The organism is Caldichromatium japonicum, assembly GCF_011290485.1.
Lineage (GTDB): Bacteria > Pseudomonadota > Gammaproteobacteria > Chromatiales > Chromatiaceae > Thermochromatium > Thermochromatium japonicum.
The window spans coordinates 1,532,778-1,555,235 of record NZ_CP048029.1 but is presented as its reverse complement, the minus strand read 5'-3'; the positions used below and the strand labels follow the sequence as shown (position 1 = coordinate 1,555,235).

Here is a 22,458-nt window from a genome sequence, read left to right as displayed (position 1 = left end):
ACAATCGATAGACCCTTGACCGTCATCCCGGCACTCGTCATTCCGGAGAAAGCCGAGACAGAATCCAGAAACATCGGGATACGGGGACGCCACGTGCATTGCTGCGAATGAATCAGCGCTTCCCCGGTAAAGGCCCATTCCAGACCATCATCGACGGGATCTTTGGTCCATGCTGACCCCTGAACAACTCGCCGCCCTGCGGCGCGACATCGAGTTTAGTGCCGAGCTCGTCGGCAGACGTTTCGTATTTCGCAGCACCTGGGGGCTATTTTCGCCCCGCGAGATCGATGAAGGCACGCGCCTGTTGCTCAGACATGTCGAGGCTAAGCCAGCCGATGACTGTCTGGACCTCGGTTGTGGCTATGGGCCGATTGGCCTGGGGTTGGCGGCACTTGCACCCGAGGGTCGCACCCTGTTGGTCGATAAGGACTGTGTCGCGGTCGAGTATGCGCGGCGCAATATCGCCCTCAATGGTCTTTCCAATGCCGAGGCGCTCTTGAGCAACGGTTTTGCTCAGATCGAGCACGGACGCCGCTTCGATGTCATCGCTAGCAATGTCCCCGCCAAGGTTGGCAAGGAGCTGCTCGCCATCCTCTTGCACGACGCCCATGCCCGCCTGCGTCCAGGCGGTCGGTTGTATCTGGTGACCATCAATGGGCTGCGCGACTATATCAAGCGCAATCTGTTAGAGGTCTTCAGCAACTACGACAAGCTCAAACAGGGTACGCATTACACCGTCGCCTTGGCGCGGCGGGACTGATGGAACCCCCTTGCTCAGGAAGCAGATCTGGTCCTGGGGTCATGAACAAGGGGGAGGGGAGTAGAACCCTAAGATCTGAGTCTGCACTTATCACTGAGCGAGTTGGCTGAGGTTCAAAACGGCTCGAATGGCTCGCAAAAGCCGGGCATACGGTCTCTGAGCTCTGCACCCGAGGGAAGGGTAGCAGCAGGGTCGCGCAGCCAGGCGGCTAGATCGGCAAGCACAGTCTCGCCTTGCAGGTCGCGGGTGAGCATGTGCCAGCCGCGCGGATAGATGACCAGGCGATGGACCGCCACCTCTGGCCGGATGGCGAGCCAGCGGCAGGTGGGATACTTGGGGATGATCTGATCTTGGGCGCCATAGAGGATCAAGACCGGCAGGCGTGCGGGCGGTGGGGTGGTCAATGCCTGGTCCATGAGGTCGGTTAGGCCCCAGAGGACTTCGACCCGTGCGTCCTTGATCACCCAGGGGTCTGCGCGCAGCTTCTTGATCGCGGCGTCGTTGTCGGTGGCGCGGATATTGAGGTCGCGCCCGGTCAGGCGGACCTGGGGGATGGTGTGGGCCACCAGCCACAGCATCCCGCGCTGGATCCAGGACATGGTTGCCCGCCCCCAGACCGCAGGCGCCATGAGCACCGCCCCATCGACTGGGGTATCGGGATACTGGGCGAGGGTTAGGAGAACAACCGCCCCACCCATGCTCTCGCCAAACAGATAGAGGGGCACGCCTGGGTGATGTTCGCGGATGAGGCGGGCAGCCAGATGGGCATCCCGACTTAAGCGCTCGACGCCGAACCAATCCCCAGCGCCTGCCGTCTCGCCGAAACCGCGCTGATCATAGGCATAGAGCGCAATTCCCCGCACCGCTAGATACTCACCAATCTCCTCGAACGCGCGCCGATAGTCGTTGAAGCCATGCAGTCCCAGGACCACGGCCTGCGCTCTGCCTACGGGCGACCAGGCCCGCAGTGGCAGGCGATAGCCGTCTTCGGCGAGGAGGTGATCGGTGTAGAGTGCGGGGGTCGTCGGCGTGCCTACATAGTGCTGTAGACGAGGTGAAGCGCAACCGGCAAGGAACGGCAATGCCAGGGCCAAACCGTAGCGCAGCAGCGCCGATTTAAGATGGACGGCGGATTTGATCATGGTATGAGCCGTTCTCCCGTTAGCAGAGCCGTTCTCCCGTTAGCACGCCACATGTCTGATAAGGGGATTGCCTGATGACTAGGCCGCTCATCCCTGTTCTGCAGAGTAAAGGCTTAAGCTGGGGGCCTTCGATCTCAACGGGAGGTCGCCAGGCAGGAGATCTTGCAGGATGCTTTGGGACGAAAGTTGACGGTCTGGGATGCGATACTTACATTCCAAGACACAGTCTAATCGATGGAGTACGAGCACATGCTGCAACCCGGCGACCCCGCCCCTGATTTCACTCTGCCCAACGCCGATCTGGAACAGGTCAGTCTTGCGTCGTTTAGAGGGCGGCGTCATTGCGTGATCTATTTTTATCCCAAGGATGACACGCCTGGCTGTACCATCGAGGCGATCGATTTTAACGACCTGCAGCCCGAGTTCGAGGCGGCGGCCACCGAAATCATCGGCATTAGCCGGGATAGCTGCGCCAGTCATGGCAGATTTCGCGATAAACATGGGCTATCGATCCAATTGTTGTCGGACAGCGATGGTGAGGTTTGCGAGGCCTATGGGGTCTGGCGCGAAAAAAACGTGCACGGGCAGAAACGGTTCGGCATCCTGCGTTCCACCTTCATCATCGACAAGGATGGTGTCATCCGGCATACCCTGTACGATGTCAAACCTAAAGGCCATGCCGCCCAGGTCCTGGAATTGGTGCGCGAATTGGTGCGCGCGCCCTAGGGATCAATAGCCCTGTTTCGTGGATCGGTGCTCAAGCTGCGCATCTATATCCTGGTCTTTTTATTGATCTTTGGTCTGCTGCCCTTGAGCCTGGCGGTGCTGATCAACCTACCCCTGGTCTTAGACCGCACCGCCTTGTTCTACCAACGTGCCTATCTGCAAAACCTCAGGGCCGACTTTCGCGACCTTGATCAACACCTGGCCAGCCGCCATGAGCTCATTCGCTTCTTGGCCAAGCTGCCCGAGCCGGGGCTGCTCCTGGGCGCGCACGGTGACCTCGAACAGATCGACATCGCCCGCGCCCGCTATACGACTTGGATCAATCAGATTCTTTCTGATCAGCGCGATGTGATCCAGATCCTGTTTACCGATGCCCAGGGTCAGGCGCGCTTCTGGTTGGTGCGGGATGCGCGCACCCAGGAATGGCGCCCGCTCCCGCAGCCGGTCCAGCTCTCCAATCATCATTTCATCGAAGCGACGATCAGGGCCCAGGCGGGCGGCGTCATGGTGAGCCCTATCCGGCTCGATCCCCGCCGTGGGCGCGATGACCCGCGCCAGTTTATGACCCTCGACCTTGCCAGTCCGCTTGGCAGCGAGCGTAATCATTCAAAGACCGGCGCTGTAGTATTGACTATCGATGTCGGGGGCCTGGCCCAATCCTATCCCCATACCCTGTGGGTCAATCAGGAGGGTCGCTATCTGCGTCCTGGTGAGCCGGTCGAGGCACAGCCCAACGCCTTCAGGGTCTTCCCGGGGTTAGAGTCGATCTTTGCCGAGGGCAAGCTGGCGCTATGGAAAGGCGAAGGTGGGCGGCAGATGCTGTGGGTACCGATGTTCATGACCGAGGATGGGTCGCCCTTGTGGGTAGGCCGGATCGTCGATCCTTCACCGCTCGATGCCTTTCGCAATGAGCTGATGTTGCGGGTCTTAAGCATCATCGCCCTGCTGTTTATGGCGGTGATGGTCTTGGCGCGCTGGATTGCGGCCCGGGTCGAACAGTTTGGGCATGAACTGCTCGGCGGGGTGCGCCGAATCCTCAGTGAGGGACAGCCACTCCAGTTCAGCTGGTCAGGGCCACGCGAGCTGCAGGAATTAGGTGAACAATTGACTACGCTTGCAGCAACCCATGCCGAACACCTCCAGGCGGTGCGCGCCCATACCCACGAGCTCGAGCAATCCAATCGCTATAAGTCTCAGTTCCTGGCCAATGTCAGCCATGAATTGCGCACCCCGCTCAATTCGATCCTGTTATTATCCAAGATGCTCAGCGCCGAGGGCAGCGGCTTGAGTCCTGCCCAGCGACGCCAGGCCCAAGTCATCCATGAGGCTGGGCGCGATCTGTGCGACATGATCGATAACATCCTCGACATCTCGCGGATCGAGGCGGGTCAGCTGGCGCTCAATATAGAGCCGGTCGAGCTGTGCCCGCTGCTCGAGGATTTGATCGAGCTGTTCAGCCCGCAACTCGCGGATAAACCGGTCGAGTTGATCCTCCGTCTTGATCCCAATCTGCCTGACTTGATTGAGACCGATCGCGACAAGCTGCGTCAGATCCTCAAAAATTTTCTCTCAAATGCCATCAAATTCACCGAGCGTGGCGAGGTGCGTCTGGAGGCGAGTCTTTTTCCTGGCATGCCCAAGCCACTGGTCTTGAGCGTGATCGATACCGGTATCGGTATCCCCCGCGACAAACAGGAAATCATCTTCGAGGCCTTCCGCCAGGCGGATGGATCGACGCGCCGACGTTACGGGGGCACCGGCCTGGGGTTGGCGATCAGTCGCGAGCTAGCCAATCTGTTGGGGGGGGTCATCGAGGTGGAGAGTACTCCAGGCACTGGTTCGTGTTTTGCGCTCTGGTTGCCGCTCGTCCCGAGCGCTTCAGCGAGCGCCTTGCCATCAACCGCTATGCCGCCTGGCAATGACCAGGCACCTGAGCCTTTGGACAGCGATGGCACCTGCTTGCCGCTTGCGCTTGCCTCGGAGCGGGATGCGCCCTGGGCCCTGGTCATCGAGCGCGACGTCAAGACGCTGGTCACCCTGACCTCCGCGCTTTCGCAAGCAGGTATGGGGGTACAGACTGCTGCCGATTTCGACGAGGCCAGCGAGACCCTGCGCGAGGAAGGGCAGGGATGTGCCTTGGTCCTTGCGGCCGCCCAGCTCCTCCCCGAGCAGCCGGCAGCGGCGATCCAACACCTGCCGCTGGTGTTGTTGGTCGAGGCCGAAGATAATCGGCAGATCTCGGTGATGGGCATGTGGGTGCTCAGCAAACCCATCGACCCGATAGCCTTGGAATTGCTTTTAGGGCAGGTGTGGCAGCGACTGGGCAATCGTCGCAAGAGTATCCCAGAGCGCGGAACGGACGAATCATGATGACCAAGCCGGGCTTCACGATCCTCATCGTCGATGATCATGCCCACAACCTTTTTACTCTGCGCACCCTCATCGAGCGTCATCTACAGGAGGTGCGGGTCCTGGAGGCGCGCTCAGGTCAGGAAGCGATCGATCTGACGCTCAGCCATCCGGATATCGATCTCATCATCCTCGACATCCAGATGCCCGAGATGGATGGCTTTCAGACCGCTAGGCTCTTCAAGCTGCGTAAGCGCACCCGCAACATCCCGATCATTTTTCTGACCGCGGCCTTTAAATCAGAAGAGTTTCAGCGTCAGGGCTTCGCCGTCGGCGCAGTGGATTATCTCCTCAAACCGATCGAGGATACCCTGCTGATCAACAAGATCAGCGGCTATTTCCGGCTGATCGAGAAAGAACGGACATTGAACCGGACCCTGGAGCTCAAGGTCGCCGAGCGCACCCGCGAACTCCTCGAGGCACGCCAATATCTCGAAAACATCATCGACCACATGGGTGAGGCCTTGTTGGTCTTGGACCCGGAGGGCCGGATCAAGTTGACTAACCCAGCGGCATGCCGCATGTTGGGTTATCGTGAGTCCGATCTGATCGGGATGTCGATCGGCGATATCTTCGAAGAAGAGGGCGATGAGCAGGCAGGCGCCTTCATGGGTCTGTGGCTCGAGGCCTTGATCCGTACCGGTGCCTTGAGCAAGATCGAGGCGCGCTTTATCGCCAGCGATGGCCGGCGCGTCCCGATCCTGTTCTCACGTACGGCGATCAAGGATGCCGAGGGCCGGATCACAGACATCATCTGTATCGCTAAGGACATGACGGGCTATACCCGCATCGATGGCGACTGAGGGTGTTTTGAGGAGCAATGCTTCGGCCTTCTGCTGGCGGCGATCTAGGAGAGTACAGCAGCGCCCAGGCAGTCCTGCCATCTTGCAAGGGGGAGTGAACAATGAGTGATTCGCATACAACAGAGTCATCTGCGGCGGATTCCGCAATGGAAGAGAACACCACCTTGACCGCCAATGCGCTCAAGGCAATGGCCCATCCATTACGCTGGAAGATCCTATGTTCGCTCGGCGACCAGGAGCTGTCGGTGAGCGAGATCGTCGAACGCACTGGGACCTCACAGAGCAATATCTCGCAGCATCTGGAGCAGCTGCGCAACAAAAACATCGTGGTTGCCCGCAAGGAGGCCAACCGGATCTATTATCGGATCCGCAACGCCCAGCTGCTCGAGCTGATCGGTATCATGCGCGAGGTCTTGTGTCCAGCCAACCTCGATGATCGTCCTGGTCGCTAGCCCTCATCCTGTATATTGCCACTTATCGACCCAGGACCTGAACTGTACGCGCAAGCCAAGGTCAGGGCAGCCTGCTCATCCTCCCCCGTCCTAGGGTCGTACCCGGGGAAGTAGGGTACGCAGTGCGTACCCTGCAACTGCAGAAGAGCGGGTCCAATAGAACAATCAACGTATTCTCCTTGTGCAGATACCCCCCTTGATCGCTGAACTTCCTTACTGCCCCCCTGCAACGGGCTTTATGGCGCACCTGATCGCCTCACCCTGGGCGGTCTGGCTCGACAGCGGTCATCCCATGAGCCCACAAGGCCGATTCGACATCCTCAGCGCCGACCCCGCAATCACCCTGGTCACCCGCGGTGAGACGACCGAATGGCGCAGTGCATCGGGTATCTATCTCTCTAGTGATGAGCCTTTGCGTCTACTCGCCGAGGCCCTAGGTCCAAGGCGCTCTGGGATCCGTGGACTGCCCTTCATCGGTGGCGCCATCGGTTATTTCAGCTATGACCTGGGGCGGCAGCTAATGGGGCTGCCGCGCCGGTCACCCACTGCAGATGCCTTGCCCGAGATGGCGATCGGTATCTATGACTGGGCCTTGATCCTCGATCACAAGAGACAACGCGCCGCTCTCGTCGGCCGGGATGAGGCGCGGCTGCGCGACTGGGGTGCGCGCTGGCGCGCCGAGCTGGGGAGCGCCGGCGTCTCGTCGGCAAACCATAGCCCCTCACGCACCCCCGTCGCCGCCGAGCCTCCTGTCCCCCCGGCGGGTATCGCCCCCAACTTAACGCGTGCGGCCTATCTCGCTGCAGTCGGTCGGATCCGCGACTATTTGGCGACGGGCGATTGCTATCAGGTCAATCTCGCAGTGCGCTTCTCAGCACCGCGCAAAGATGACCCTTGGTTGAGCTATCAGCGCCTGCGCGCGCTCAATCCTGCCCCTTTCGCTGCCTATCTCCAGACCCCAGAGGTCCAGATCCTGTGTTCATCCCCCGAACGTTTCTTGCGGGTTGGAGCCGATGGCATAGTCGAGACCAAGCCGATCAAGGGCACCCGACCGCGGGCGCTCGACCCTAGAGAGGACGCGTATCTTGCCGAGTCTTTGCGCCTAAGTCCCAAGGATCGGGCCGAGAACCTGATGATCGTGGACCTCTTGCGCAACGACCTGGGCAAGGTCTGCGCCTTGGGCAGTGTCCAGGTCCCCGGGCTCTTTGCCATCGAACGCTTTGCCCGCGTCCAGCACCTAGTCAGCACAGTCACCGGTAGGCTCGCTGAGGGGCAAACAGCCATCGACCTCCTGCGCGCAGCCTTCCCTGGGGGCTCGATCACCGGCGCGCCCAAAAGACGCGCGATGGAGATCATCGATGAGCTTGAGCCTCACCCGCGCGGGGTCTATTGCGGGGCGATCGGTTATCTCGGCTTCGATGGGGCGATGGACACCAATATCGCGATCCGCACCCTGGTCTATACGCCCGATCGGATCCACCTTTGGGCAGGCGGGGGGATCGTGTTCGATTCGGACCCCGAGGCTGAATACGGCGAGCTCTTGCATAAGGCAGCGCCTTTGTTCGATCTGCTCGAATAAGGAACACATCGCGTACCCTACGGCGGTCTTGGATGCCCAACCCCAGCCCCGCCCTATCCCCATCCCCGTGCCGATGGCGCGTCGAGAGACCTTATAATCCGGCGCTCGGCGAGCGGATGATCCGCTGGCCTCAAAGGAGATCTCAACTATCCATGTCATCCCTTTCCCCCAAGCCGAGACATCGCTGGCGTTTCCGCCGGCTCGGCGGATTCGATCAGGTGTCAATCGAGTCCGGCGAGGATATCCGCCACCTCCCCGAGCTCGATCCCAAACTCTGGGCGGTCTTGGGCTGCCCGACCAAGGGTCTTCACTTTGATGCCCATACCCTCAAATTGCTCGATACAGACGGGGATGGGCGCATCCGCGTCGCCGAGATCCAGGAGGCGGTACGTTGGACCTGCCAGCGACTCAAGGACCCTGGCTCGCTCTTTAAGCACGAACAGGGGCTGCCGCTCGATGCCATCGACGATCACAGCGAGGAAGGGCGCCAGGTCCTGGCCGGCGCCTTTCATATCCTCGATCACCTGGAGCGCACGGATTCAGGGGTCATCACTGCCGCCGATACCGCCCAGCTCGCCCAGGTCTTTGCCGGCACCCGTTTCAATGGGGACGGAGTAATCCATCCAGGATCGGCGCGCGATCCAGCGATCGCAGCGGTGATCACCGACATCATCCGCTGTGTCGGCTCGGTTCCTGACCGCAGCGGCGAGCCGGGGATCGATCAGGCACTCTGCGATCGTTTCTTTAGTGAGGCCGCTCAATATCTCGAGTGGTGGGCTGAGGCCGAGCAAGACCCCTGGCATCTTCTGCCGCTCGGCCCGGCGACAGAGACGGTGGCTGCGGTCCTCAGCAGACTCGCGCCCAAGATCGATGACTATTTCGCTCGGACGCGGCTCGCCGCCTATGACCCCCAGGCCACCAGCGCTCTGAATCCTGATCCCAGCCGCTATGCCGCCTTGTCCACCCAGGACCTGGCCGCCGGTTGCCCTGAGCTGGCGGACTGGCCGCTCGCTCGGGTTGAACCGGACCGCCCTTTGCCCCTGACCCAGGGGGTCAATCCCTATTGGCGCGAGCCGGTCGCTTTGTTGCGCACTGAGGTGGCCGCACCGCTCATCGGTCCCCTTGAGTCGCTGACCGAGGAGCAATGGCAGACGATCAAGGTGCGCCTACAACCACATCTCGCTTGGTGCGATCGGAGGCGCGGCGAGGCCTTGGCGCTGCTCGGCCCGGAGCGGGTCAAGGAACTGGTTGCGGGGCCATTCAAGGACGCCATCGCCTCACTGATCGAACAGGACCTGGAGTTTGCGGGGATTGCCGAGGCCATCGAGTCGGTCGATCGGCTGGTGCACTATTACCAGCACCTCGAGACCCTGCTTCAAAACTTCGTCGCCCTGCGCGACCTCTATATCCCTGGGCGCTGGGCGGTCTTTCAGGCCGGCACCCTCTATCTCGATGGCCGCGCTTGCACCCTGTGCGTGCAGGTCGAAGACAGCGACCGCCATACCGAGCTTGCGCGCCGCAGCGGGATCTATCTGGCCTATTGCTTGTGTCGGCGGCGCGGCGGCGATGAGACCCTGACCATCGCCGCTGCCTTCACCGCCGGGGATGAGGAGGATCTGGCGGTCGGGCGCAATGGTATCTTCTATGACCGAGAGGGCCGCGACTGGGATGCCACCATCATCCGGCTCATCGAGCATCCGATCGGCCCGGGGGAGGCCTTCTGGTCGCCTTACAAGCGGTTTGGCAGGCTGATCGCCCAGCAGATCGAACGGCTGGCCGGTACACGCGAGCAGGCGGTCGCGGTTCAAGCGGAACAGGGGCTTACCCAACTGATGACTGGTCCTGCGCCCGCGGCGCCTTTCGATATCGCCAAATTCGCTGGGATCTTCGCCGCCATCGGCCTAGCCGTCTGGGCACTCGGCACCGCCCTGGCCTCGATCCTGACCGGCCTGTTGTCCTTGGCCTGGTGGCAGTTCCTCTTGGTGATCCTGGGGCTCATCCTAGCGATCTCGGGTCCATCGGTTCTGCTCGCCCATCTGAGGCTACGCCAGCGCAACCTGGCCCCCTTGCTCGATGCCTGCGGTTGGGCGGTCAATGCAAGTCCCAAGATCAGCCCGCTGTTCGGTGCCACCCTGACCCAGCAGGCGCGCCTGCCTCAGGGGGCGGTGCGGGTGCTGCAAGACCCCTTTGCCAGACGCGGGTCTCGGTGGAAGACCCTGTTGGCGCTGGGGTTTGTGGCCATCGCCCTGGCTTTGGGGATCTGGGCGTTCTATCAGGGTGGGATAGCGGCTAGGTTGGGGAAGTTTGCCAATTCTAAGGACTCGCAGACCGCGCAAGCGCCCGCCATACCCGATTCCCCACCCTCTGCGCCGCCATTGTCAGCACCACCCGCAGCGGCGACACCCGGGGGCGCGGCATCCCCGCCTGCGGCAGTGCCGGCAGCGGTCAGCGAGGATGCGCCAAGCTTAGAGGTTGGCATGGATCGAACGCAACCCCCCAGTGGAGAAGGGCAGGTCAGCGCCGGTGCCCCGCCGACAGAAGCGGTGACAAACTCGCCGGATCAACAACGACCATCAGAGGAATGAACGGATGATGCAGATCTCTGACCTGATGCGGCAAAGCGGCGTCGGCTTTGGGACCAGCGGCGCACGTGGTCTGGTCTCTCAGATGACCGACTGGGTCTGCTATGCGTATACCCGCGGGTTTTTGAGCTATCTCACCGAGATCGGTGCATTTGCGGGGGGGATGGCGGTGGGGATTGGCGGCGATCTGAGACCCAGCACTCCTAGGATCATGACTGCCTGTGCCCGCGCCATCGCCGATGCTGGCGGGCAACCAGTCAATCTCGGCCTGATCCCCAGCCCTGCTGTAGCGCTCTATGGGTTTCAGCGGCGCATCCCGACCCTGATGGTCACCGGCAGCCATATCCCGGATGATCGCAATGGCATCAAGTTCAATCGGCCAGAGAGTGAGGTCCTGAAGCGAGACGAGGAGGGGATTCGCGTCCAATGGATCGACCAACCCGCAGGTCTATTCGGGGCGGATGGCGTATTTACCTCGGATCAGTCGGGGTATCTCACCGAGGAGAGCGATGCGGCGCGTGAACTATATTTTGCGCGTTATCTCGGGTTTTTTCCGGCAGGCCCTCTTCAGGGTCTGCGCATTGGGGTCTATGAGCACTCAAGCGTCGCCCGCGAGCTGTTGAGCGAGTTGCTCTCCCGTCTGGGGGCCGAGGTCGTGCGCCTAGGGCGCTCTGCAACCTTCGTCCCCGTCGATACCGAGGCCATCCGCCTAGAGGATCAGGAGTTGGCGAGGCGATGGGTCCCAGAATACCGGCTCGCTACCCTGGTCTCGACCGATGGCGACGGCGACCGTCCCCTGATCGCCGATGAACAGGGACACTGGCTGCGCGGCGATATCTTGGGTGTGCTCTGCGCGCGCGCGCTTGGTATCCAGGCCGTGGCGACACCGGTGAGCAGCAATACGGTGGTCGAACGTTACGGGGCCTTTACCCGCGTGTTGCGCACCCGCATCGGCTCGCCCTTCGTGATCGAAGGGATGGGATCTCTGCTCGATGGGGGGTTTGCGCCGGTCGCCGGTTATGAGGCCAATGGCGGATTCTTGCTGGCTTCAGCCCTCGAGCATGAGGGAAGGCGGCTCGATGCCCTGCCGACGCGCGACGCCGTATTGCCCATCCTGGTCCTCCTCGCTGAATCCAAGCGGCGGGGTCTTCGGCTGTCTGAACTGACGGGCGAGCTGCCGCCGCGTTTTACTGCAAGCAGCCGGCTCAAAGATTTTCCGACCGAGCTCAGTCAGGCGCATCTTGCAGCATTACAGCAAAACCCCGCGCGCATCGAGAGCGAGTTCGGTGCGGACTTTGGTCTATTGGCCGGTCTAGAGACGACCGATGGTCTGCGGATGATCTTCAAAAACGGCGAGATCCTGCACCTTCGGCCCTCGGGCAATGCGCCCGAGCTTCGCGTCTATACCGAGGCAGATACAAGCGCACGCGCAGAGGCAATGGTCAAAATCGCCTTAGCGCACCTCGAGCGCTGGCGATCATAAAAAATAGGGTATGCAAAAGGGTATGCAAAGCGTACCCTGTGGAATCGGCAAGGGGCAGGGTACGCAGCGCGTACCCTGCTAGAGGTCAGTTGACCTTGGGATCGAGCTCGCCCTTGGCGTAGCGATTGGCCATGGCCTCGAGCGAGATCGGCTTGATCTTGCTCGCATTGCCCGCGGTGCCGAAGGCCTCATACCGCGCCTTGCAAATCTCCTTCATCGCCTTGGTCGCTGCAATGAGATATTTGCGCGGGTCAAAATTCTTACGGTCCTCGGCCAGGTTCTTGCGGATGGCACCGGTCGAGGCCATGCGCAGGTCGGTGTCGATATTGACCTTGCGCACGCCATGCTTGATCCCCTCGACGATCTCCTCGACCGGCACGCCATAGGTCTCGCCCATGTCGCCCCCGTATTCGTTGATGATCTTGAGCCACTCCTGGGGCACAGAGGAAGATCCGTGCATGACCAGATGTACGGTCGGGATGCGGGCATGGATCTCCTTGATGCGCTCGATGGCCAGGATGTCGCCGGTCGGCGGGCGGGTGAACTTGTAGGCGCCGTGGCTGGTACCGATGGCGATCGCCAGGGCATCGACGCCGGTTTTCTTGACGAAATCCGCCGCCTCATTGGGATCGGTCAGCAGTTGGCTGTGATCCAGATGGCCCTCGGCGCCGATCCCGTCCTCTTCACCGGCCTTGCCACTCTCTAGTGAACCCAGGCAGCCCAGTTCGCCCTCGACCGACACCCCACAGGCGTGGGCCATCTCTACCACCTTGCGCGTGACCTCGACGTTATAGTCATACGAGGAGGGGGTCTTGCCGTCCTCCAGCAACGAGCCGTCCATCATGACCGAGGAGAAGCCGAGCTGGATGGACCTCTGGCAGACTGCAGGCGAGGTGCCGTGGTCCTGGTGCATGCAGACGGGGATGTCTGGCCATTCCTCGATGGCAGCGAGGATGAGATGGCGCAGGAAGGGTGCGCCAGCATATTTGCGTGCCCCCGCCGAGGCCTGGACGATGACCGGCGAGTCGGTCTCAGCGGCAGCCTCCATGATGGCGCGCATCTGTTCAAGGTTGTTGACATTGAAGGCCGGCACGCCATAGCCGTATTCGGCGGCATGGTCTAGCAATTGACGCAATGAGATGAGAGCCATGGACGGGTCCTCATGTTGTTGGGGTAAAGGTTGATTGTGAATGACCGACTAGGCATAGCAAGAGAGACGGCTAACCGAAGAAGCCGCACACTGTCCGCTGGATCCAATTTCCCCGCAGCATCTTAGGGGCATAATTCGTATAGTCGCGGTCGTCCTTCTGGATATGGTTGGTGAGCCAAATCTGGAGTTCGGACAGCAGCCTCATAGGTCATGGCTTCTAGTCCTCATTTAGGATCCGATGTTCGCCGACGCGCATAATCTTCATGATATTGGTCTGCCCCTCGACGCCTGAACGGTCACCCTTGGTGATGATCACCAGGTCGCCGTCCTGAACCGTCCCCCGGCGCAGCAGTTCGTCGATCACCTTGCTGTTGACCTCGTGGATATCGGTGCTGACCACATCGAAAAAGACCGGATAGACCCCGCGAAAGAGGCGGATCTTGCGCTGGGTGGCTACCGAGCGGGTCAGGCCATAGATGGGGATCCCGGAGCTGATGCGCGACATCCACTTGACCGTCGAACCAGTCTCGGTCAGCGCCGCAATCGCCTTGACCCCCAAGTGATTGGCGGTATACATGGCTGCCATCGCAATCGCCTCATCGACCCGCCCGAAGACCGAATTGAGCCGATGACCCGAGCGGGTCACGCTCTTTTCGGCCTCCAGACAGATGCGATCCAGGGCCTCGATGACCTTGACCGGGTTTTTACCGATCGAACTCTCAGCCGAGAGCATCACTGCATCCGTGCCATCCAGCACTGCGTTGGCGACATCAAAGACCTCGGCGCGGGTGGGGATGGGATGCTCGATCATCGACTGCATCATCTGGGTGGCGGTGATGGCCACGCTGTTGAGCTCGCGCGCCCGGCTGATGAGCCGTTTCTGGGCGGCGGGCAGCTCAGCATCGCCGATCTCGACCCCTAGGTCCCCACGCGCCACCATGATGGCGTCTGCGGCCTGGATGATGTCATCGATATTTGCCAAGGCCTCGGCGCGCTCGATCTTGGCGACGATCCCGCCATGCCCTCCGGCGGCATAGAACAGCTCGCGAGCTAGACGGACATCATCGCCGTTGCGCACGAATGAGACCGCCAGATAATCGGCCTGGATCTCGGCTGCGAAGCGGATATCTTCGCGGTCCTTATCGGTGAGCGCGGGGGCAGAAAGCCCGCCGCCCTTTTTGTTGATCCCTTTGTTGTTGGACAATGGACCGCCGGTGATCACCTGGCAGAGGATGCGCCCCTCCTCGACCGCATCGACCCAGAGCTCGATCGCACCGTCATCGAGCAGGAGGGTGTCACCATGACGCACATCGTCCGCCAGCCCCGGATAGGTCGTTCCGACCCGCTCGCGCTCGCCGGCGTCGAGCGGACAGTTGACATCGATGATGAAACGATCGCCCTTGGCAAGCTCGATCGGCCCATCTTTGAAGCGCCCGATGCGGATCTTGGGTCCTTGCAGATCCAAGAGGATCGCGATCTCTTGTCCGGCGGCAAGCGCCCGTTCGCGGATCAAGGCAGCGCGCTGACGATGGCGCTCATGGGTATCATGCGAGAGGTTGAGCCGCGCGACATCGAGACCTGCCGCGAGCATCTCGTCGATGACCTCGACCGGATCGGTCGCAGGCCCCAGCGTCGCGATGATCTTGGTACGTCTTGGCATGATCTACTAGCCTTGCGCCCGGGCCTCGAGCATCGCCACCGCAGGCAGGGTCTTGCCCTCCAGATATTCCAAGAAGGCGCCGCCTGCGGTCGAGATATAGGAGACCTGGTCGTAGATATCGTATTTCTGGATCGCCGCGATGGTATCGCCGCCGCCGGCGAGGCTGAAGGCAGAGGATTGGGCGATGGCCTGGGCGATGGCCTTGGTGCCCTCTCCGAACTGGTCGAACTCGAAGACCCCAACCGGCCCATTCCAGACGATGGTGCCTGCTTTGTGGATGAGTTCGGCCAACGCCTTGGCCGATTCGGGCCCGATGTCGAAGATCATGTCGTCCTCTTCGACCGCAGCAAGCGACTTGATCACCGCCGGCTCATGCTCGTCGAAGCGCTTGCCGCAGACGACATCGGTGGGCAAGGGGATGCTGCCGCCGCGCGCTGCGAGCTTGTCCATGAGCGCTTTCGCGGTGGGGATGAGATCTGGCTCATGGAGCGATTTGCCGACCTTGTGTCCGGCAGCGGCGAGGAAGGTGTTGGCGATCCCGCCGCCGACGATGAGTTGATCGACCTTCTCTGAGAGCGACTCGAGCACCGTGAGCTTGGTGGAGACCTTGGACCCGCCGACGATGGCGATCATGGGGCGGGCGGGATTGGCCAGCGCCTTTTCCAGCGCATCCAGCTCCTCGGTCAGGAGGATCCCGGCACAGGCGATCGGGGCAAAGCGGCCCACTCCGTGGGTCGAGGCCTGGGCGCGGTGCGCCGTGCCGAAGGCATCCATGACGAAGACATCGCACAGCGCCGCATAGCGCTGCGCCAGGGTCTCATCGTCGGCATTCTCACCGACATTGAAGCGCACGTTCTCCAGCAAGACCAGCTCACCCTCAGCGACCTCTGGGGGCTGATCGAGATAGTCGCGGATCAGGCGCACTGGGCGCCCCAGCCTGTCGCTCAGGACCGCAGCGACCGGCGCCAGGGAGTTCTCTTCGGAAAAGACCCCCTCCTCCGGGCGCCCGAGGTGTGACATGACCATGACCCGAGCTCCGGCCTTAAGACAATGCTCAAAGCTTGGCATCGAAGCAGTGATCCGCGCATCCGAGGTCACCCGGCCGTTTTTGACCGGAACATTGAGATCCGCGCGGATGAGCACCCGCTTGCCAGCGAGATCGAGATCGGTGAGTTTGATGAATGCCATTGCCAATGCCCTCTATATCGCAAGAATCGATTGATTGGATCTAGTGATCAGGTCAAACCGTCCCCGGCGCCAGGACGCGCGGCTGTGTTGATGCTCGGCTAAGCACGGAATCACTGATTGATTCGTCACACCGACGCGCAGGTATACAGTTTGTCGAATGGGCTGGATCCCGTTTCGGCTTTCGCCAAAGTGACAGACGCCGGAGTGAAAAATAAATCAGCGCATCCTTTAGGAATTATTTTTGGCACACTTTATCGGGACAATGGCCATTATCAAGAAAGATGGCATCGTACCAAGGGATATCGACACCGCAGTTGTAATGGAAACTGACGCTGTGCGAATGACCCACGAATAGGGCATACGCCAAACCGCCGATGACAACGAGTAGGATCAGGATGACAAACTCTCTCATTGCCCTTCCCTCCACAAGACAGCTTGGTTGAATTTGCAAAGCCCTAGACCGCATGGCCCTTGGCCATGCGGTACTGATGCTACTAACCCGCGATATGCTCGACCAGACGCAACATGTTGCAGGTATACCCGTACTCGTTGTCGTACCAGGCCACGACCTTGATGAAGGTCGGATCGAGCGCGATCCCTGCCTCAGCGTCGAAGACCGAGGGGTAGGGGCAGCCACGGAAATCGGTCGAGACCACCAGCTCATCGGTATAGGCCAGCACGCCGACCAGATCGCCGGAGGCCGATGCCGCCTTCATCGCCGCGCAGATCTCGTCGTATTTGGCCTCCTTGTTGAGCTCGACAGTGAGATCCACCACCGAAACATCCGAGGTCGGCACGCGGAAGGCCATGCCAGTGAGCTTACCATTGAGCTCCGGCAGGACTTTGCCCACCGCCTTGGCCGCACCAGTCGAGGAGGGGATGATGTTCTCGAGGATCCCGCGTCCACCGCGCCAGTCCTTCATCGAGGGTCCATCGACCGTCTTTTGGGTAGCGGTGGCCGCATGGACGGTGGTCATCAGCCCGCGCTTGATCCCCCAGTGGTCATGGAGCACCTTGGCGACCGGTGCCAAACAGTTGGTCGTGCACGAGGCCGCCGAGATGATCGTCTGCCCGGCATAGCTCTTGTGATTGACGCCATAGACGAACATCGGGGTGGCGTCCTTGGATGGGGCACTCTGCACCACCTTCTTGGCGCCGGCCTGGAGATGTTTCTGGCAGGTCTCTTCGGTCAAAAAGAGACCAGTCGATTCGATGATGATCTCAGCGCCAACCTCCTCCCAGGCTAGATTGGCCGGATCCTTTTGGGAGGTGAGGCGGATTGACTGGCCGTTGACGACCAGGGTGTTGCCTTCGACCGCGACCTCGCCCTGGAAACGCCCGTGGACCGAGTCATATTTCAACATGTAGGCCAGATAATTGGGCTCAAGCAGGTCATTGATGCCCACCACCTCTAGATTGGGGAACTCCTTGGCGATGGCGCGGAAGGCCATACGCCCGATGCGGCCAAACCCATTGATGCCGACCTTGATTGTCATGCGTGACAAGCTCCTGTGATGCGTTTTTTTAAGGATTGGGGCGGTTCGATGCCCGCCCCTTCTCAATCGCGGTTTGAGTTTCAGAGAACGCTTTTGACCTTCGCGACAAGGTTCTCGACCGTAAAACCGAATTCCTTGAACAGTGCACCCGCCGGTCCGGATTCGCCGAAACGGTCGATGCCGAGCACCGCGCCCTTGCAGCCGACATATTTCCACCACAGGCCGGTGGCTGCGGCCTCGATGGCGATACGGGCGGTGACAGACGAGGGCAACACCGACTCGCGATAGGCCTCATCCTGGGCATCGAAGACATCGGTCGATGGCATGGAGACCACGCGGATCGCCTTGTCGGGCATGGCCTCAGCGGCCTTGAGTGCGAGCTCGACCTCTGAACCAGTGGCGATGATGATGGCATCGGGCGTGCCTGCGCAATCGCGCAGAATATAGCCGCCGCGGGCGATATTGGCGATCTGTTCCTCGGTGCGCTGGATATGGCTGAGGTTCTGGCGCGAGAAGATCAGGCTGGTCGGACGATCGCGGCGCTCGATGGCCAGTTTCCAGGCAACGGCTGATTCAACCGCATCGCAGGGGCGCCAGACGCTCATGTTCGGGATCAGGCGCAGGGTCGGGATCTGTTCGATCGGCTGATGGGTGGGGCCGTCCTCACCCAGACCGATCGAATCATGGGTATAGACGAAGATCGCATGCACCCGCATGAGGGCCGCCATGCGCAGGGCATTGCGTGCATATTCCGAAAAGATCAGGAAGGTCCCGCCGTAGGGGATGAAACCGCCGTGCAGGGCGATGCCGTTCATGATCGCCGACATCGCAAATTCGCGCACCCCGTAATAGATGTAGTTCCCGCCGCCGGTCTTGCTCACCCCCTTGCAGCCCTTCCACAGGGTGAGGTTCGAGCCGGCCAGGTCCGCCGAACCTCCGATGAGCTCAGGGAGCAGAGGGCCGAAGGCATTGAGCGCATTCTGCGAGGCCTTGCGCGAGGCGATGGTCTCGGCCTTGTCCGCTACGCTGCGGATGAAGGCACTGGCTTGCTCGGCCCAATGCGCAGGCAGCTCCCCAGCCATCCGGCGCCTAAACTCAGCGGCCTCTTGGGGATACGCCTGGGCATAGGCCGCAAAACGGGCATTCCACTCCGCCTCGGCAGCCGCACCTCGTTCCCGGGCATCCCAGGCCTGGCGGATCTGCTCGGGGATGACGAAGGGCTCATATCCCCAGTCTAGGTTCTGACGGGTCAGGGCCACCTCCTCGGCACCGAGCGCCGCCCCATGGCACTCCTCCTTGCCCTGTTTGTTGGGCGATCCATAGCCGATGATGGTCTGACAGCAGATCAAGCTCGGGCGATCGGTGACCGCGCGCGACGCCTCGATGGCTGACTTGATCGCTTGCGGATCATGGCCATCGACCTTGGGGATCACATGCCAACCATAGGCCTCAAACCGCTTGGGGGTGTCGTCGAGGAACCAGCCGGGTACCTCGCCATGCCCGCGCACCTCGCCATCGATCGAGATGTTGTTGTCGTCATAGATGGCGATCAGCTTGCCCAGGCCAAGCGCACCGGCGAGCGAGCAGGCCTCGTGCGAGATACCCTCCATCAGGCAGCCATCGCCAAGGAACACATAGGTGTAGTGATCGACGATGGTATGCCCTGGACGATTGAACTCGGCAGCCATCACCTTCTCGGCGATCGCCATGCCCACGGCATTGGTGATGCCCTGCCCCAAGGGGCCGGTCGTGGTCTCGACCCCAGGGGTATAGCCATATTCGGGGTGCCCAGGGGTTTTGGAATGGAGTTGACGGAACTGTTTGAGGTCCTCGATGGCCAGATCGTAGCCTGTCAGGTGCAGCAGCGCATAGATCAGCATCGAGGCATGGCCGTTGGACAGCACGAAGCGATCGCGATCGACCCATTTGGGGTTGGCCGGGTTATGGCGCATGAAGTCGTTCCACAACACCTCGGCGATGTCCGCCATGCCCATTGGGGCGCCAGGATGGCCGGAATTGGCCTGCTGAACCGCGTCCATGGCGAGCGCCCGGACGGCATTGGCAAGTTCTCTGCGTGAGGACATGAATCCCCCTCCTAAGCAAAGGATACAGGTTGGTGATGAACAAAACTGGTGCGGTCTATGCGCCCCCTGTCTGGGCCGCGCCAGGGCGATCGCTGGGGCTCAGGGAGCTGAGGCGGCGAACCGGGATACCTAATCATCCCAGTGGACATGGACACGCTCAGGGAACGCCCACTGTGAGCGGCGTCTCTGGCGGTGGCAAACGCCCACCCCTGATTGCGCGACAAATCGATTGGCTTCAATCGTTCGATTGATTTGCTGGATACTCAAAATTGGTAAACGCTAACATGTTTATCCCCCCCTGTGCCAGTGGCGGACAGGGGCCGAGCTTCAGCCGTCGCCCGCGCTGCTGCCCTGAGCAGCGCTGGGGCAAAGCCGTATGACTGCGGGACCACAGAGACTTGCGCCCTAAGCCAGCTTCCATTTGATTGAACAGCCGATGCTCGGGATCTGCTCTGCAGGCCCTTGACCTGTCTCGGCGACCTGCTTCATGGCCTCGAACAGGTCGCGACGTACCTCGGGCGGAGCGGTCTCCTTGCGGCTGGCATCGAGCCGCCCGCGATATTGGAGTTTCAGGTCTGCGTTATAGCCAAAGAAGTCGGGGGTGCAGACAGCACCATAGGCACGCGCGACCTCTTGGGTCTCATCGAAGAGATAAGGGAAGGGGAAGGCATATTCCTCGGCGACCCGCTTCATATTCTCGAACGAGTCATCGGGGTATTGGCTGGCGTCGTTGGCATTGATGGCCACACAGCCGATCCCGAGTGCCGTCAGATCGCGTGCATCGCGCACGATCCGTTCGCGCACCGCCTTGACATAAGGACAATGGTTACAGATAAACATGACCAAAAGACCACGCGGGCCGCTGCATTGATCGCGGGTCCAGATCCGGCCATCAACGCCGGCGAGGGCAAAATCGGGCGCGGGGGCGCCAAAATCGCAGACAGGGGTTTCGGTTGATGCCATATTCACTCCACAAGGGCATTGAATAGAATGCGCATGACGCGATGGTACCCAAAGCGCGCCCGCTACAAAATCGTGCACTGCACAATCCTGAATTGGCGTGTCTAGTCGGTTTCAAGCGCTGGCGCGGTGCATTATCATTGCCCAATTTCACCAACGCGCCAGTCGGCGCCCAAACCTCAGCCTCCTGAATCGACCATGCGCAAAGACTATCTCTTCACCTCCGAATCCGTCTCCGAAGGCCACCCCGATAAGATGGCCGACCAGATCTCAGACGCTGTGCTCGATGAGATCTATCGCTGCGATCCTAACCCTGCCAAGGCGCGCGTCGCCTGCGAGACTCTGGTCAAGACGGGATTTGTCATGCTGGCTGGTGAGATCACGGTCACCAACGCCGATCTCAAGATCGACTATGAGCGGGTCGTGCGCCGCGTGGTGACCGAGATCGGCTATGACAGCTCAGAGGTCGGCTTTGACGGCAATACTTGCGGGGTCCTGATCGCCCTCGGCGAGCAGTCCAAGGACATCAAACAGGGCGTCGATCGCGAGACCGAGGAGGCTCAGGGCGCGGGCGACCAGGGGTTGATGTTCGGCTATGCCACCAATGAGACCGAGATGCTGATCCCGGCACCCATCGCCTATGCCCATCGCCTGGTCAAGCGGCAGGCTGAGATGCGTAAACAGGGGATCCTCCCCTGGCTGCGTCCGGACGCCAAGTCGCAGATCACCATCCGCTACAGCGACGGCAAACCGGTCGCCGTCGAGGCCGTGGTCCTCTCGACCCAGCATAGCCCGGAGGTCAGCGACAGCATGCTGCACGAAGGGGTAATGGAAGAGATCATCAAGCCGGTGCTCGGACCCACCGGCTGGCTGCATGCTGGCACCAAGTATCACATCAATCCAACAGGTCGTTTCGTCATCGGCGGGCCCATGGGCGACTGTGGAGTCACCGGGCGCAAGATCATCGTCGATACCTACGGCGGCATGGCACGGCACGGGGGCGGTGCCTTCTCGGGCAAGGACCCTTCCAAGGTCGATCGCTCGGCGGCCTATGCCGCGCGCTATGTCGCCAAGAACATCGTCGCTGCGGGACTGGCCGATCGCTGCGAGATCCAGGTTTCCTATGCCATTGGGGTCGCCGAACCGACTTCGGTCTCGATCGAGACCTTCGGCACACACAAGATCAGTGAGGGGCGTATCGCCGAGCTGGTAAGGGCGCATTTCGACCTTAGGCCCTATGGCCTGATCCGCATGCTCGACCTTGCCAATCCCCAGCGGATCAAGTACCAGGATACCGCGGCCTATGGTCACTTCGGGCGCGATGAGCCCGGATTTACCTGGGAGCGCACTGACAAGGCGGAGGAGCTGCGCGAGGCGGCGGGGATATAAGCGCAGCGCAGACCCCAGGCGCGAGGCTATCTGTCTTTATTGATCCGAAACCAACGAACTTGTATTACGCGGCATCATGGAGCTTGGGATGCTGGAAGTAGCGCATGATGCGTTGGGGGGAATTGAGAAGGCGGCGCAGGTGGCTGACGGTCGCCTTCTTCAGATCGCCCTTGGTGCGGGAGGGCGCCTGCGCGGTGATGGTGGCCTTGAGCATCTCGTTGGGGTTCAGTGCTGGGCTGTAGGGGGGGAGGGAGGAGGCCTCGATTTGATTGGCGCATGCAGCCAGCCACGCCTTGACCGGCTTGGTGTGATGCACGCGCAGGTTGTCGAGGATGAGGAAGATCTTCTTGCCCCTGGCGTCCTTGACGAGCCGCTTCATGAAGTCGATCAGGATGTCGGCGTTCATCGCCCCCGCGAACACCTTCCGACGCACCTTGCCGCGGTTGGTCAGCGTCGAGATCACCGACAGGCCTTCGCGACGGTGCGTGACGCGAATCTCGGGCGTCTTGATCGCCGGCGCATAAGAGCGCCCGCTTCTCGTCCTTGAGCCCTTGGGCCCCTTCGCGCCCATAGCCTTTGCAGATGTCGAACACCC

General features: G+C 61.1%; 17 protein-coding genes. 9 read left to right on the top strand and 8 right to left on the bottom strand.

Annotation, left to right across the window (positions count from 1 at the left end):
- Positions 1 to 169: 169 nt before the first annotated feature.
- A complete protein-coding gene (locus GWK36_RS07620; protein ID WP_166270636.1) occupies positions 170 to 760 on the top strand; it encodes a class I SAM-dependent methyltransferase in 591 nt (196 codons plus the stop codon).
- Between the two features lie 113 nt (positions 761 to 873).
- Here the strand turns inward: GWK36_RS07620 and GWK36_RS07615 are convergent, their stop codons facing one another.
- Entirely contained in the window at positions 874 to 1,902 is a 1,029-nt protein-coding gene (locus tag GWK36_RS07615) for an alpha/beta hydrolase (RefSeq protein ID WP_166270635.1), read from the bottom strand.
- Between the two features lie 249 nt (positions 1,903 to 2,151).
- On the opposite strand from GWK36_RS07615, the gene bcp reads away from it, so the two are divergent.
- From bcp to GWK36_RS07580, 7 genes are all read left to right on the top strand, one after another.
- Positions 2,152 to 2,628, top strand: a complete 477-nt coding sequence (gene bcp, locus GWK36_RS07610) for a thioredoxin-dependent thiol peroxidase (protein WP_166270634.1) — start codon at positions 2,152 to 2,154, stop codon at positions 2,626 to 2,628.
- A 27-nt stretch (positions 2,629 to 2,655) separates the two neighbouring features.
- Positions 2,656 to 4,998 (top strand): sensor histidine kinase, encoded by a 2,343-nt coding sequence (locus GWK36_RS07605; protein WP_166270633.1) that lies wholly within the window; start codon positions 2,656 to 2,658, stop codon positions 4,996 to 4,998.
- Positions 4,995 to 5,840 (top strand): response regulator, encoded by an 846-nt coding sequence (locus GWK36_RS07600; protein WP_166270632.1) that lies wholly within the window; start codon positions 4,995 to 4,997, stop codon positions 5,838 to 5,840. The genes GWK36_RS07605 and GWK36_RS07600 overlap by 4 nt, the downstream gene beginning before the upstream one ends.
- Positions 5,841 to 5,986: 146 nt before the next feature.
- Positions 5,987 to 6,292, top strand: a complete 306-nt coding sequence (locus tag GWK36_RS07595; RefSeq protein ID WP_166270631.1) for an ArsR/SmtB family transcription factor — start codon at positions 5,987 to 5,989, stop codon at positions 6,290 to 6,292.
- Positions 6,293 to 6,479: 187 nt separating this feature from the next.
- Positions 6,480 to 7,871, top strand: coding sequence for an aminodeoxychorismate synthase component I (gene pabB / locus GWK36_RS07590; protein WP_246237820.1), 1,392 nt, complete (start codon positions 6,480 to 6,482; stop codon positions 7,869 to 7,871).
- Positions 7,872 to 8,023: 152 nt separating this feature from the next.
- A complete protein-coding gene (locus tag GWK36_RS07585) occupies positions 8,024 to 10,456 on the top strand; it encodes a hypothetical protein (protein ID WP_166270630.1) in 2,433 nt (810 codons plus the stop codon).
- Between the two features lie 4 nt (positions 10,457 to 10,460).
- Positions 10,461 to 11,936 carry a phosphomannomutase gene (locus GWK36_RS07580; protein WP_343033109.1) on the top strand — a complete coding sequence of 492 codons (1,476 nt, stop codon included), beginning with the start codon at positions 10,461 to 10,463 and terminating at the stop codon, positions 11,934 to 11,936.
- Between the two features lie 85 nt (positions 11,937 to 12,021).
- Here GWK36_RS07580 and fba read toward each other — a convergent pair whose 3' ends face one another.
- The 6 genes from fba to GWK36_RS07550 form a co-directional block, all read right to left on the bottom strand.
- The gene (gene fba / locus GWK36_RS07575; protein WP_166270629.1) at positions 12,022 to 13,086 is read right to left on the bottom strand and encodes a class II fructose-bisphosphate aldolase; all 1,065 of its coding nucleotides are present in this window, start codon (positions 13,084 to 13,086) and stop codon (positions 12,022 to 12,024) included.
- A 217-nt stretch (positions 13,087 to 13,303) separates the two neighbouring features.
- Complete coding sequence (pyk, locus tag GWK36_RS07570; protein WP_166270628.1) at positions 13,304 to 14,746, bottom strand: pyruvate kinase; 1,443 nt, start codon at positions 14,744 to 14,746, stop codon at positions 13,304 to 13,306.
- A 6-nt stretch (positions 14,747 to 14,752) separates the two neighbouring features.
- A complete protein-coding gene (locus GWK36_RS07565; RefSeq protein WP_166270627.1) occupies positions 14,753 to 15,934 on the bottom strand; it encodes a phosphoglycerate kinase in 1,182 nt (393 codons plus the stop codon).
- 494 nt (positions 15,935 to 16,428) lie between these two features.
- Positions 16,429 to 17,430 (bottom strand): type I glyceraldehyde-3-phosphate dehydrogenase, encoded by a 1,002-nt coding sequence (gene gap / locus GWK36_RS07560; RefSeq protein ID WP_166270626.1) that lies wholly within the window; start codon positions 17,428 to 17,430, stop codon positions 16,429 to 16,431.
- Between the two features lie 80 nt (positions 17,431 to 17,510).
- Complete coding sequence (gene tkt / locus GWK36_RS07555) at positions 17,511 to 19,514, bottom strand: transketolase (RefSeq protein WP_166270625.1); 2,004 nt, start codon at positions 19,512 to 19,514, stop codon at positions 17,511 to 17,513.
- A gap of 405 nt (positions 19,515 to 19,919) precedes the next feature.
- Entirely contained in the window at positions 19,920 to 20,477 is a 558-nt protein-coding gene (locus tag GWK36_RS07550) for a thioredoxin family protein (RefSeq protein ID WP_166270624.1), read from the bottom strand.
- Positions 20,478 to 20,672: 195 nt separating this feature from the next.
- Here GWK36_RS07550 and metK point away from each other — a divergent pair, with 195 nt between their 5' ends.
- Positions 20,673 to 21,863 (top strand): methionine adenosyltransferase, encoded by a 1,191-nt coding sequence (gene metK / locus GWK36_RS07545; RefSeq protein WP_166270623.1) that lies wholly within the window; start codon positions 20,673 to 20,675, stop codon positions 21,861 to 21,863.
- Positions 21,864 to 21,927: 64 nt separating this feature from the next.
- On the opposite strand, the gene GWK36_RS07540 is transcribed toward metK, so the two are convergent.
- Entirely contained in the window at positions 21,928 to 22,434 is a 507-nt protein-coding gene (locus GWK36_RS07540; RefSeq protein ID WP_425482742.1) for a transposase, read from the bottom strand.
- Between the last annotated feature and the right edge of the window lie 24 nt (positions 22,435 to 22,458).

Bases quoted from the DNA above. Each gene is read 5' to 3' on its own strand.
- GWK36_RS07620 (WP_166270636.1), top strand. From the start codon at position 170: ATGCTGACCCCTGAACAACTCGCCGCCCTGCGGCGCGACATCGAGTTT.
- GWK36_RS07615 (WP_166270635.1), bottom strand. From the start codon at position 1,902: ATGATCAAATCCGCCGTCCATCTTAAATCGGCGCTGCTGCGCTACGGT.
- bcp (WP_166270634.1), top strand. From the start codon at position 2,152: ATGCTGCAACCCGGCGACCCCGCCCCTGATTTCACTCTGCCCAACGCC.
- GWK36_RS07600 (WP_166270632.1), top strand. From the start codon at position 4,995: ATGATGACCAAGCCGGGCTTCACGATCCTCATCGTCGATGATCATGCC.
- GWK36_RS07595 (WP_166270631.1), top strand. From the start codon at position 5,987: ATGGAAGAGAACACCACCTTGACCGCCAATGCGCTCAAGGCAATGGCC.
- GWK36_RS07585 (WP_166270630.1), top strand. From the start codon at position 8,024: ATGTCATCCCTTTCCCCCAAGCCGAGACATCGCTGGCGTTTCCGCCGG.
- GWK36_RS07580 (WP_343033109.1), top strand. From the start codon at position 10,461: ATGATGCAGATCTCTGACCTGATGCGGCAAAGCGGCGTCGGCTTTGGG.
- fba (WP_166270629.1), bottom strand. From the start codon at position 13,086: ATGGCTCTCATCTCATTGCGTCAATTGCTAGACCATGCCGCCGAATAC.
- pyk (WP_166270628.1), bottom strand. From the start codon at position 14,746: ATGCCAAGACGTACCAAGATCATCGCGACGCTGGGGCCTGCGACCGAT.
- GWK36_RS07565 (WP_166270627.1), bottom strand. From the start codon at position 15,934: ATGGCATTCATCAAACTCACCGATCTCGATCTCGCTGGCAAGCGGGTG.
- gap (WP_166270626.1), bottom strand. From the start codon at position 17,430: ATGACAATCAAGGTCGGCATCAATGGGTTTGGCCGCATCGGGCGTATG.
- tkt (WP_166270625.1), bottom strand. From the start codon at position 19,514: ATGTCCTCACGCAGAGAACTTGCCAATGCCGTCCGGGCGCTCGCCATG.
- GWK36_RS07550 (WP_166270624.1), bottom strand. From the start codon at position 20,477: ATGGCATCAACCGAAACCCCTGTCTGCGATTTTGGCGCCCCCGCGCCC.
- metK (WP_166270623.1), top strand. From the start codon at position 20,673: ATGCGCAAAGACTATCTCTTCACCTCCGAATCCGTCTCCGAAGGCCAC.
- GWK36_RS07540 (WP_425482742.1), bottom strand. From the start codon at position 22,434: ATGGGCGCGAAGGGGCCCAAGGGCTCAAGGACGAGAAGCGGGCGCTCT.